This window comes from Streptomyces litmocidini (assembly GCF_014649755.1).
GTDB classification, from domain to species: Bacteria; Actinomycetota; Actinomycetes; order Streptomycetales; family Streptomycetaceae; genus Streptomyces; species Streptomyces litmocidini.
In genome coordinates, this window is sequence record NZ_BMTQ01000001.1 from 33,743 (window position 1) to 45,408 (window position 11,666).

The 11,666-nt window shown below is 71.7% G+C and carries 8 protein-coding genes; 1 reads left to right on the plus strand and 7 read right to left on the minus strand.

Annotated features, from left to right (window positions below):
• Nucleotides 1-33: 33 nt before the first annotated feature.
• The 7 genes from IE180_RS00140 to IE180_RS00170 all read right to left on the minus strand — a co-directional run bounded on the left by IE180_RS00140 (nt 34) and on the right by IE180_RS00170 (nt 10,542).
• Entirely contained in the window at nt 34-612 is a 579-nt protein-coding gene (locus tag IE180_RS00140; protein ID WP_190154660.1) for a TetR/AcrR family transcriptional regulator, read from the minus strand.
• 74 nt (nt 613-686) lie between these two features.
• Nucleotides 687-2,276 carry a phosphoglycerate dehydrogenase gene (gene serA, locus IE180_RS00145; protein WP_190154661.1) on the minus strand — a complete coding sequence of 530 codons (1,590 nt, stop codon included), beginning with the start codon at nt 2,274-2,276 and terminating at the stop codon, nt 687-689.
• 236 nt (nt 2,277-2,512) lie between these two features.
• Entirely contained in the window at nt 2,513-3,514 is a 1,002-nt protein-coding gene (gene ilvC, locus IE180_RS00150) for a ketol-acid reductoisomerase (RefSeq protein WP_123455533.1), read from the minus strand.
• 117 nt (nt 3,515-3,631) lie between these two features.
• Complete coding sequence (ilvN, locus tag IE180_RS00155; RefSeq protein ID WP_030222540.1) at nt 3,632-4,159, minus strand: acetolactate synthase small subunit; 528 nt, start codon at nt 4,157-4,159, stop codon at nt 3,632-3,634.
• A 31-nt stretch (nt 4,160-4,190) separates the two neighbouring features.
• Nucleotides 4,191-6,041, minus strand: coding sequence for an acetolactate synthase large subunit (locus tag IE180_RS00160; RefSeq protein ID WP_190154662.1), 1,851 nt, complete (start codon nt 6,039-6,041; stop codon nt 4,191-4,193).
• A 228-nt stretch (nt 6,042-6,269) separates the two neighbouring features.
• Nucleotides 6,270-9,101 carry a putative bifunctional diguanylate cyclase/phosphodiesterase gene (locus tag IE180_RS00165; protein ID WP_190154663.1) on the minus strand — a complete coding sequence of 944 codons (2,832 nt, stop codon included), beginning with the start codon at nt 9,099-9,101 and terminating at the stop codon, nt 6,270-6,272.
• A 475-nt stretch (nt 9,102-9,576) separates the two neighbouring features.
• Entirely contained in the window at nt 9,577-10,542 is a 966-nt protein-coding gene (locus tag IE180_RS00170) for a 2-hydroxyacid dehydrogenase (protein ID WP_190154664.1), read from the minus strand.
• 74 nt (nt 10,543-10,616) lie between these two features.
• On the opposite strand from IE180_RS00170, the gene IE180_RS00175 reads away from it, so the two are divergent.
• Nucleotides 10,617-11,612 carry an aldo/keto reductase gene (locus tag IE180_RS00175; RefSeq protein ID WP_190154665.1) on the plus strand — a complete coding sequence of 332 codons (996 nt, stop codon included), beginning with the start codon at nt 10,617-10,619 and terminating at the stop codon, nt 11,610-11,612.
• The last annotated feature ends 54 nt before the right edge of the window (nt 11,613-11,666 follow it).

The following is an 11,666-nucleotide window of genomic DNA, read 5'->3' on the forward strand; positions in this document are numbered from 1 at the left end:
GGCGACCCGCCTCCGAGCGCCGGTGCCAGGCCCCTACCGGCCCTCCATCAGCACCTTGAGCCCCTCGGTGAGGTCGTCGGCGCTGGGGGCCGTCTCCGGGTCGACCATCCACTGGATCATGACGCCGGTCGCCAGGGCCTGGAGCAGCAGTCCGGCCGCCCGGGCCCCCTCCGGGTCCGCCTCCGGGTCGATGCCGAGCATGCCCTCGGCGATGCCGAGCCGGCCCTCCCGCTGCGGCTCCTTGATCGCCTCGCGCAGCTTCTCGTCGTCGTCGAGGCGGGTGACGACCTCGGTCTGGAGCTTCCAGACCGGGCGGCTGGCCTCGGCGGCGCCGATGAGCTGCGCCCACATCGCGCGGAAGCGCTCGTACGGGTCGGCCGGAGGGCGTTCGGCTTCCCGCCGCCCGTCCGGGACGGCGACCCGCTCGCCCCACTCCTCGGTGAGGCTCAGGAAGGCCTGCTGGAGCAGGGCGTCCTTGGAGCCGTAGTGGTAGCCGATGGAGGCGAGGTTGGTTCCCGAGGCGGCGACGATGTCGCGCGCCGTGGTGCGCCCGTACCCCTTCTCCAGGAGGCAGCGCTTGGCGCCTTCGAGCAGGTCTTCCTTGTGTCCCATGACAGCACTGTACCCGGCCGCTAGACGCTTGTGTAAGACGAGCGTCTAGCGACCGGGTACGCGTCGGGCGTGCGTCAGATCAGGTTGACCGAGCGGGCCGAGGTCGCGCCGATCTCCTCCGCGATCTCCGCGAGGACCGGGGCCGGCAGCGTGTCGTCGACGGTGAGCACGACGAGCGCCTCGCCGCCCTCCTCCGCGCGGGAGACCTGCATGCCGGCGATGTTCAGGCCGGCCTCGCCGAGGATCCGGCCGACCGTGCCGACGACGCCCGGGCGGTCCTCGTAGCGCAGCACCACCATGTGGTCCGCGAGCGCGAGGTCCACGTCGTAGTCGCCGACCGCGACGATCTTCTGCAGGTGCTTCGGGCCCGCGAGCGTGCCGGAGACCGAGACCTCCTGGCCGTCGGAGAGCGTGCCGCGCACGGTGACCATGTTGCGGTGGTCGGGCGACTCGGAGCTGGTGGTCAGACGCACCTCGACACCGCGCTCCTGCGCGAACAGCGGGGCGTTGACGTACGACACGGTCTCGTCGACCACGTCCTCGAACACGCCCTTGAGCGCGGAGAGTTCGAGCACCTTCACGTCGTGCTGGGTGATCTCGCCGTAGACCTCGACGTCGAGGCGGGCCGCGACCTCGCCCGCGAGGGCGGTGAAGATCCGGCCGAGCTTCTCGGCGAGCGGCAGACCCGGCTTCACGTCCTCCGCGATGACACCGCCCTGGACGTTGACCGCGTCCGGGACCAGCTCGCCCGCGAGCGCCAGGCGCACCGACTTGGCGACGGCGATGCCGGCCTTCTCCTGGGCCTCGTCCGTGGAGGCGCCGAGGTGCGGGGTGCAGACGACCTGGTCGAGCTCGAAGAGCGGGGAGTCCGTGCAGGGCTCCTTCGCGTACACGTCGAGGCCGGCGCCGGCGACCCGGCCCTCCTTGATCGCCGAGTACAGCGCGGCCTCGTCCACGATCCCGCCGCGCGCGGCGTTGACGATGCGGACGGAGGGCTTGACCTTGTGCAGCGCCTCGTCGCCGATGAGACCGAGGGTCTCCGGGGTCTTCGGCAGGTGGACGGTGATGAAGTCGGCGACCTCCAGGAGCTCGTCCAGGGCCAGCAGCTTCACCCCCATCTGGGCGGCGCGGGCCGGCTGCACGTAGGGGTCGTACGCGACGATCTTCATGCCGAAGGCGGACATGCGCTGGGCGACCAGGACGCCGATGCGGCCGAGGCCGACGACACCGAGGGTCTTCTCGCTCAGCTCGACGCCCGTGTACTTCGAGCGCTTCCACTCGCCGTTCTTGAGCGCGGTGTTGGCCTGCGGGATGTTGCGCGCGGTGGCGACGAGCAGGCCGCACGCGAGCTCGGCCGCGGTCACGATGTTCGACGTGGGGGCGTTGACGACCATCACGCCGGCCTTGGTGGCGGCGGAGACGTCGACGTTGTCCAGTCCGACACCGGCGCGGGCGACGACCCGCAGCTTCCCGGCGGCGGCGATGGCCTCGGCGTCGACCTTGGTCGCGGAGCGGACCAGGATCGCGTCCACATCGGCGATGGCGGGGATCAGCTCGGCCCGGTCGGCGCCGTTGCAGTGCCGGATCTCGAAGTCCGGGCCCAGGGCGTCGACGGTGGCGGGCGACAGCTCTTCAGCGATGAGTACGACAGGTTTCGAGCTCACGTGAGTCCTCACAGAGGCAGTGCGGACGGCCGTCCCGACGGCCGCAGGCGGTGGAGGGGGCTTGCCGCGTGAAAGCGCACGACGCTGTGGGCCAGACGCGATGTTGTTGAGAAGTGTAGTGGTGCGCGGGCGCCGTTCATGCGCCTCGTTGGAAGGATCACCCGTCCGTGGTTGGACGGGGTGTCCAACGATGCGGCAAGGGGCCGGACACGATGTCCGGCCCCCGCCGTGAAGGCTTACGCCTCCTCGTCGTTCACCCAGCTCATGAGCTTGCGCAGCTCCTTGCCGGTGGTCTCCAGGAGGTGGTTGGCGTCCTGGGTCTTGTACTCGTTGTACTTCTTCAGACCGCCGTGGTACTCGGCCATCCACTCCTTGGCGAAGGTGCCGTCCTGGATCTCCGCGAGGACCTTCTTCATCTCGGCCTTGGTGGCGTCGGTGATGATCCGCGGGCCGGTGACGTAGTCGCCCCACTCGGCGGTCTCGGAGACCGACCAGCGCATCTTCTCCAGACCGCCCTCGTACATGAGGTCGACGATGAGCTTCAGCTCGTGCAGGCACTCGAAGTAGGCGATCTCCGGCTGGTAGCCGGCCTCGGTCAGGGTCTCGAAGCCCGCCTTGACCAGGGCCGCGGTGCCACCGCAGAGGACGGCCTGCTCACCGAACAGGTCGGTCTCGGTCTCCTCGGTGAAGGTCGTCTTGATGACGCCGGCGCGGGTGCCGCCGATGCCCTTGGCGTACGAGAGCGCCAGCGCGAAGGCGTTGCCGGTGGCGTCCTGCTCGACGGCCGCGATGCACGGGACGCCGCGGCCCTCCTCGTACTGACGGCGGACCAGGTGGCCCGGGCCCTTCGGGGCGACCAGGGCGACGTCGATGCCCTCGGGCACCTTGATGAAGCCGTAGCGGACGTTCAGGCCGTGGCCGAAGAAGAGCGCGTCGCCCTCCTTCAGGTGGTCCTTGATGGACTCCTCGTAGACCTGGGCCTGGATCGGGTCCGGCGTCAGGATCATGATGAGGTCGGCCTCTTCGGCCGCCTGGGCGACGGAGACGACCCGCAGGCCCTGCTCCTCGGCCTTGGCCTTGGACTTCGAGCCCTCCTGCAGACCGACGCGGACGTCGACACCGGAGTCACGGAGCGACAGCGCGTGGGCGTGGCCCTGGCTGCCGTAACCGATCACCGCGACCTTGCGGCCCTGGATGATGGACAGGTCGGCGTCGTCGTCGTAGAACAGCTCGGCCACTGGATTCTCCTTGAGGTGCTGGTGTTGCGTCCCACCGTACGGCGGGGAGCGGGAGGAAAGTTTTCGGGTCTCGTCAGTCGGACCGCCGGGCGGACCGGCGGTCTCGCGCGGTCGACGTCAGGCGCTGCGGTCGAGGGCCCGCAGGGACCGGTCCGTGATGGACCGGGCGCCACGCCCTATGGCGATCGTGCCGGACTGCACGAGCTCCTTGACGCCGAACTGCTCCAGCATCTTGAGCATGGCGTCGAGCTTGTCACTCGAACCGGTGGCCTCGATGGTGACCGCCTCGGGCGAGACGTCCACGGTCTTGGCGCGGAACAGCTGCACGATCTCGACGATCTGGGAGCGGGTCTCGTTGTCGGCCCGGACCTTCACCAGGACGAGCTCGCGCTGGATCGCGGCGCTGGGCTCGAGTTCGACGATCTTCAGGACGTTGACCAGCTTGTTGAGCTGCTTGGTCACCTGCTCCAGGGGCAGGTCCTCGACATTGACCACGATGGTGATGCGGGAGATGTCGGGGTGCTCGGTGACGCCCACGGCGAGCGAGTCGATGTTGAAGCCGCGGCGGGAGAACAGGGCGGCGATCCGGGCGAGGATGCCGGGCGTGTTCTCGACGAGAACGGAGAGCGTGTGCTTGGTGGACATGTCTGGGTCTCTTCCTTTTCGCTCTGCGCGCTCAGTCGTCTTCGCCGTCGCCGAAGTCGGGGCGGACGCCCCGCGCGGCCATGACCTCGTCATTGGAGGTGCCGGCGGCGACCATCGGCCAGACCTGGGCGTCCTCGTGGACGATGAAGTCGATCACGACCGGACGGTCGTTGATCGCGTTGGCCTCGGCGATGACCCTGTCCAGGTCGGCCGGGTCCTCACAGCGCAGGGCGACGCAGCCCATGGCCTCGGAGAGCTTGACGAAGTCGGGGACGCGGGTGCCCTTGTTCGCCTGGACGTCGTCCGGGCCGGAGTGCAGGACCGTGTTGGAGTAGCGCTGGTTGTAGAACAGCGTCTGCCACTGCCGGACCATGCCCAGGGCGCCGTTGTTGATGATGGCGACCTTGATCGGGATGTTGTTCAGGGCGCAGGTGACCAGTTCCTGGTTGGTCATCTGGAAGCAGCCGTCGCCGTCGACCGCCCACACCGTGCGGTCCGGCATGCCGGCCTTGGCGCCCATCGCGGCGGGGACCGCGTAGCCCATCGTGCCCGCGCCGCCGGAGTTCAGCCAGGTGGCCGGCTGCTCGTAGTCGATGAAGTGCGCGGCCCACATCTGGTGCTGGCCGACGCCCGCGGCGAAGATCGTGCCCTCGGGGGCGAGCTGGCCGATCCGCTGGATGACCTGCTGCGGCGAGAGGCTGCCGTCCTCCGGCAGGTCGTAGCCGAGCGGGTAGGTCTCGCGCCAGCGGTTCAGGTCCGACCACCAGGCGCTGTAGTCGCCCCGGTTGCCCTCGCTGTGCTCGGCCTGGACGGCCTGGACCAGGTCGGCGATGACCTCGCGGGCGTCACCGACGATCGGGACGTCGGCGGCGCGGTTCTTGCCGATCTCGGCCGGGTCGATGTCCGCGTGGACGATCTTGGCGTACGGGGCGAAGCTGTCGAGCTTGCCGGTGACGCGGTCGTCGAAGCGGGCGCCGAGGGCGACGATCAGGTCGGCCTTCTGCAGGGCGGTGACGGCGGTGACCGCCCCGTGCATGCCCGGCATGCCGACGTGCAGCGGGTGGCTGTCCGGGAAGGCGCCGAGCGCCATCAGGGTGGTGGTGACCGGGGCGCCGGTCAGCTCGGCGAGGATCTTCAGCTCGGCGGTGGCGCCGGCCTTGATGACGCCGCCGCCGACGTACAGGACCGGCCGCTTGGCGGCGGTGATCAGCTTCGCGGCCTCGCGGATCTGCTTGGCGTGCGGCTTGGTCACCGGGCGGTAGCCGGGCAGGTCGGTGTGCGGCGGCCAGGTGAAGGTGGTCTTCGCCTGGAGGGCGTCCTTGGCGATGTCGACCAGGACCGGGCCCGGGCGGCCGGTGGAGGCGATGTGGAAGGCCTCCGCGATCGTCCGCGGGATGTCCTCGGCCTTGGTGACCAGGAAGTTGTGCTTGGTGATCGGCATCGTGATGCCGCAGATGTCCGCCTCCTGGAAGGCGTCCGTGCCGATCGCCTTCGAGGCGACCTGGCCGGTGATCGCGACGAGCGGGACCGAGTCCATGTGCGCGTCGGCGATCGGGGTGACCAGGTTGGTCGCGCCGGGGCCGGAGGTCGCCATGCAGACGCCGACCTTGCCGGTGGCCTGGGCGTAGCCGGTGGCGGCGTGGCCCGCCCCCTGCTCGTGGCGGACGAGGATGTGACGCACCCGCTGCGAGTCCATCATCGGGTCGTAGGCGGGGAGGATCGCGCCGCCGGGGATGCCGAAGACGGTGTCGGCGCCCACTTCCTCGAGAGAACGAATGAGGGACTGCGCACCCGTGACGTGCTCGACGGTGGTGGCGGGCGTCGCGCCGTTGCGGGGCCGCGGCTGCGGATGGTGCCCGGTGGCCTGCTCGGTCATCAGCATCTCTTCTCGAGGCAGAGGGTTTTTGCGAGGTGTTTTGCGGGGTTTTGCTGCGTTTTTGGGGGGAGCCGGTGCAACAAAAAACCCCTCGTGCCGTGAGGCAAGCGAGGGGAGCGCGTCGGGTGCGTTCTCAGCGGGACCTGCGGGGGTCCTGCCTCAGCCGACGCGCTTTCCAAGTACGAGAATTCGGGTGCGCATGGCACTGACCCTCCCTCTCCGCCCTCGCCACTGTCAAGTGGGTGGGACAGGCGTCTCAGTATGTGGTCGGATCGGGGGACGGTTTCCGACACGGACGGGGACCGCTCCGGGCAGCGGGTACTCGTCCCGCACGAGGGCCCTGCGCAGGCGGTACTCGTCGAGCGGGCCCGAGAAGGCCATGCCCTGGGCGTGGCTGCAGCCCATCGCGCGCAGGGCGACGACCTGCTCCGGGACGTCGACGCCCTCGGCGACGGTCTGCAGGCCGAGCTCGTCGGCGATGCGCAGCACCCCGCGCGTGATCTTGCGGAGCCGGGCCGACTCGACCACGCCCTCGACGAGGCCCCGGTCCAGCTTCAGTATGTCCACGGGGAGCCTCCGCAGGGCGTGGATCGCCATGTGTCCGCTGCCGAATCCGTCGAGCGCGATCCGCACCCCGAGCCGGCGCAGCGTGATCAGTCGCTGTTCCAGCTCGTCGAGCGAGGTCCGGGGGTCGCTGTCGGCGAGTTCGACGATCAGCGAGCCGGACGGCAGCCCGTGCCGGGTGAGCAGCGACTCGATCGAGCCGGGCGACAGCGAGTGGTCCAGGAGGCGCCGGGCGGAGATCCGGATGGAGACGGGCGCGCGGTGACCGATTCCCACGCGTTCGGCGGCCTGCTGCACGGCCTCCTCCAGGAGCCAGCGGCCGAGCTCCGCGGTGCGCTCGCCGTCGTCGGTGACGCGGAGGTACTCGGCCGGGGTGAAGAGGATGCCCTGGCTGGAGCGCCAGCGCGCCTGGGCGCTGACGGCGGAGATCCGGCCGGTGGCGAGGTCGACGACCGGCTGGTGGAGCAGGGCGAACTCGCCGTCGTGGAGGGCGGTGCGCAGCCGGGCGGCCAGCTCGGTCCGCCGGACCACCTCGGCCTGCATCTGCGGGGCGTAGAGCTCGACGCGGTCCTTGCCGGCGGCCTTGGCGCGGTACATGGCCAGGTCGGCGTTGCGCAGCAGCTCACCGGCCTCGATGCCCGGCTCGGCGAAGGCGACGCCGATGGAGGCGGCGACCCGCACCTCGTTGCCCCCGTCGACGCGGTAGGGCTGGGAGAGGGTGAGCCGGAGCCGGTCGGCGATCTCCTGGACCTGGCTGCGGCGGGCCGCCCGGTCGCGGCCGCCGTCGCCGAGGATGAGGGCGGCGAACTCGTCGCCGCCGAGCCGGGCGGCGGTGTCCCCGGCCCGTACGGAGTCGTGGAGGCGGCGGGCGGCCTGGACGAGGAGGTCGTCCCCGGCCTGGTGGCCGAGGCGGTCGTTGACCCCCTTGAAGCCGTCGAGGTCGATGAAGAGCACGGCGGTGCCGTGGTCGGAGGAGCGGCGGCCGCCGAGCGCCTGGCGGACCTTGCGGGTGAACAGGGCCCGGTTGGGCAGGTCGGTGAGCGGGTCGTGCTCGGCGTTGTGCTGCAACTGGGCCTGGAGGCGGACGCGTTCGGTGACGTCCCGGCTGTTGAAGATCAGGCCGCCCTGGTGCCGGTTGACGGTCGATTCGACGTTGAGCCAGTCCCCGCGGCCCGAGCGGAAGCGGCACTCGATCCGGGTGGTGGGCTCCTCGGCCGGTGAGGCGGCCAGGAAGCGCCGCACCTCGTGGACGACGGCGCCGAGGTCCTCGGGGTGGATGAGGGAGGCGAGTTCGGTGCCGATGAGCTCGTCGGCGTCGCGTCCGTACACGCCGGAGGCGGCCGGGCTGACGTAGCGGAGCATCCCGGTGGGCGCGGCGATCATGATGACGTCGCTGGAGCCCTGCACGAGCGACCGGAAGTGGTTCTCCTTCTGGGCCAGCTCGTGGGTGAGGGCGATGTTGTCGAGGAGCATGATGCCCTGCCGCACGACGAGGGCGAGGACGACCGCGCAGCCGGTGAGGACGACGACGCGGTCGACCCGGCGCCCCTCGACGACGTTGTAGAGGATGCCGAGGGTGCAGACCGCCGCGGCGAGGTAGGGGGTGAGGGCGGCGAGCGAGCCGGCGACCGGACGGCTGTGGAGCCGGGGACCGCGCGCGGCGGCCGCGCCGTCCGGCGGGCGGCGCACGCCCCAGGGCGCGTAGGCGAGCAGCAGCGAGCCGGCGAACCAGCCGGCGTCGAGGAGCTGGCCGGAGGCATAGTTCTCGCGGAGCAGCGGCGAGGTGAACAGGGCGTCGCACAGCACGGTCAGGGCGAGCGCGGCGATCGCGGTGTTCGTCGCGGAGCGGTTCGCCTGCGAGCGCCGGAAGTGCAGGACAAGGACCATGCTGACGAGCACGATGTCGAGCAGCGGGTACGCCAGCGACAGCGCGGCCTGGGCGACGGACTCGCCCTCGAAGTGCGCGGTGCGGGCGAGGGCGAGGCTCCAGGAGAGCGTGAGCAGGGAGCCGCCGATGAGCCAGGCGTCGAGTCCCAGGCACACCCAGCCGGCCCGGGTGACGGGCTTCTTGGCGAGGACGAGGAGGCCCACGATGGCGGGCGGCGCGAAGAGCAAGAAGCAGAGGTCGGCGACGGAGGAGTCCGGCACGTCGGTGCGGAGCACGACCTCGTACCAGCCCCATACGGCGTTCCCCGCGGCCGCCATGAAGGAGGAGAACGCGAAGAGCAGCCAGGCGGGGCGGGCGCCGTCGCGGTGCGCGCGCCCGTAGAGGAAGCAGGAGACGGCGGCGGCGAGGGCGGCGGCGCTGAGCCCGAAGTCGCCCATGAAGAAGGCCAGTCGGGGGGAGCCCCAGCCGAGGGACGCGCCGGTGGTGTAGCCCGCGCAGACGAGTCCGAGGGCGATCTGGGCGGCGGTCCCGCCGAGGCGGGGGCGCTCGGGGTCCGGGTGGCCGGGGCCGCCACCGACGGGGTGGCGCGTGATGACCGCCCCGGGCGCGCTCACGGGACCCTCCGGTGCCGCGCCGCCGCACCCGGCCGCGTCGTGCGACCGCGCCGACGGTTCGCCGGTGTCCCCGGGGGCGTGCCCGTCACGGCCCCGGGCGTCGCGGTCGTGGGCCTCGTGCCCGTGCGCGTCCCGCGGCGCGGCGGGGCGTGGCACCCGGTGCGGCGCCGCCTGGTCCGGCACCGGGGGCACGAGGCCTGCGGTGAGGCGTGGCAGGATCGCCGGCGGCGGCGTCGCCGCGTCGGATCGTCGGTCCTCCGGCCGTGCTTCACCCGTCGCCCCCCTCGGAATCTGATGACCCGTCACTTCGCTCCCCAGCGTCAGCCCGTTCTCGACGCAGTCCCCCGCCACGGGACGATACACCAGGACCGTCACTCAGGGACAGGGCCGCAGTACTCTCCGTGACGATCACCGGACTCGTGCGCGGCGCGTGTCGGGGCGCACGCCACCCGGTCGGCCGAACGCGGCCCTCCGGTCAGCCGGTGGTGAGGAGGACGTTGGCCAGTTCCTCGCCCGCCGCGAACCGCCGCAACTGTCCCGCGATCAGCCGCTTCGCCCTCGGCATGAAGGCCGAAGTGGAACCTCCCACATGGGGACTGATCAGGACACCGGGAGCGTGCCACAGCGGGTGCCCGGCCGGCAGCGGTTCGGGGTCGGTGACGTCGAGCGCCGCCGTGATCCTGCCGCTCTCGACCTCCTTGAGCAGCGCGTTCGTGTCGACGACCGGGCCCCGGGCGACGTTCACGAGGAGCGCGCCGTCCTTCATCCGCCCCAGGAACCCGGCGTCGGCGAGGTGCGTGGTCTCGGGCGTGAGCGGAGTGGAGAGCACGACCACGTCCGCCTCCGGCAGCAGCGCCGGCAGGTCCGCCAGGGCGTGCACCGGGCCGCGCTCTGTGGTGCGCGCGGAGCGTGCGACGCGCGCCACCCGCGCGCACTCGAAGGGTGCGAGCCGGTCCTCGATGGCGGCGCCGATCGATCCGTACCCGACGATCAGGACGGACTTGTCGGCGAGCGCCGGGTAGAAGCCGGCGCGCCACTCCTCGGCGTCCTGGCCGCGCACGAATCCCGGGATGCCCCGCAGCGAGGCGAGGACCAGGGCGAGCGTCAGCTCGGCGGTGCTGGCCTCGTGGACGCCCTTCGCGTTGCAGAGGGCGACGCCGGGCCGCAGCGAGCCGATGCCCGGCGTGACGTGGTCGATGCCGGCGGACAGGGTCTGCACGACCCGGAGGGAGGTCATCCCGGCCAGCGGCCGTACGGCGATCTCCGAGCCCTTCATGTACGGGACGACGTAGAAGGCGCAGCGGGCCGGGTCGGCGGGGAAGTCGGGACCGCCGTCCCAGAAGCGGTAGTTCAGGCCCGACCCGCCGGGCGCGGGGAGCCCCTCGATCTCGTCCGCCGGGACGGGAAGCCACACGTCAGCGGTCGTGTCTTCGAATCTCATGACCGGGAGGCTATGCGAAGAATCCGGCGCGCCATTGGTTACTTTGGGGGCGGCACAGGGAGGGGTACCGGCAGGTGGAGCGCAGGACTATCGGGGCGACGGCGCTCGACGTGGGTGCGATCGGCCTGGGGTGCATGCCGATGAGCTGGGCGTACAGCCGTTCGGAACAGCGGGGGGACCGCTCGCTGCGGACCGTGCACGCGGCGCTCGACGCCGGGGTGAGCCTGCTCGACACCGCCGACATGTACGGCCCGTTCACCAACGAGCTGCTCGTGGGACGGGCGTTGAAGGAGCGGCGCTCCGACGCCTTCGTCTCGACGAAGTGCGGACTGCTCGTCGGCGACCAGCACGTGGTCGCCAACGGCAGGCCGGGGTACGTGCGCCGGGCCTGCGACGCCTCGCTGCGGCGGCTCCAGACCGACGTGATCGACCTCTACCAGCTGCACCGGGCGGACCCCGAGGTGCCGGTCGAGGAGACCTGGGGCGCCATGGCCGAGCTGGTGTCGGCGGGCAAGGTGCGGGCGCTCGGTCTCTGCGCCGTCGGCGCGCGGGCGGCCCGGCGCGGAGCCGACCTGCACGAGGGAACGATCCGTCAACTGGAGCGGATCCAGCAGGTCTTCCCGGTCACGGCGGTGGAGGCGGAGCTGTCGGTGTGGTCGCAGGAGGCGCTGGCGCGGCTCCTGCCCTGGTGCGCGGCGCGCGGGGTCGGCTTCCTGGCGGCGATGCCGCTGGGGAACGGCTACCTGACCGGGACGCTGACCCCCGGCGGCGGCTTCGAGCGGGACGACCCACGGGCCCGGCACCCCCGGTTCACCGCCGAGATGATGGCGGCCAACCAGCCCATCGTGGCGGGACTGCGCCGGGTCGCCGCGCGGCACGGCGCGGAGGTCACGCCCGCACAGGTGGCGCTCGCGTGGGTGCTGGGCCGGGGGCGGCACGTCGTACCGGTGCCGGGGGCGAAGCAGGAGCGGTGGGCGGTGGAGAACGCCCGGGCGGCCGCGCTGCGGCTGACGGCGGAGGACCTGACGGAGATCGCCGCGCTTCCGGCGCCGCGCGGGTCCTGGGACTAGGGGGCGTCCTGCCGGTCGGGCCGGGCTCCCGGGGCCTCGCGCGATCCGGGAGAC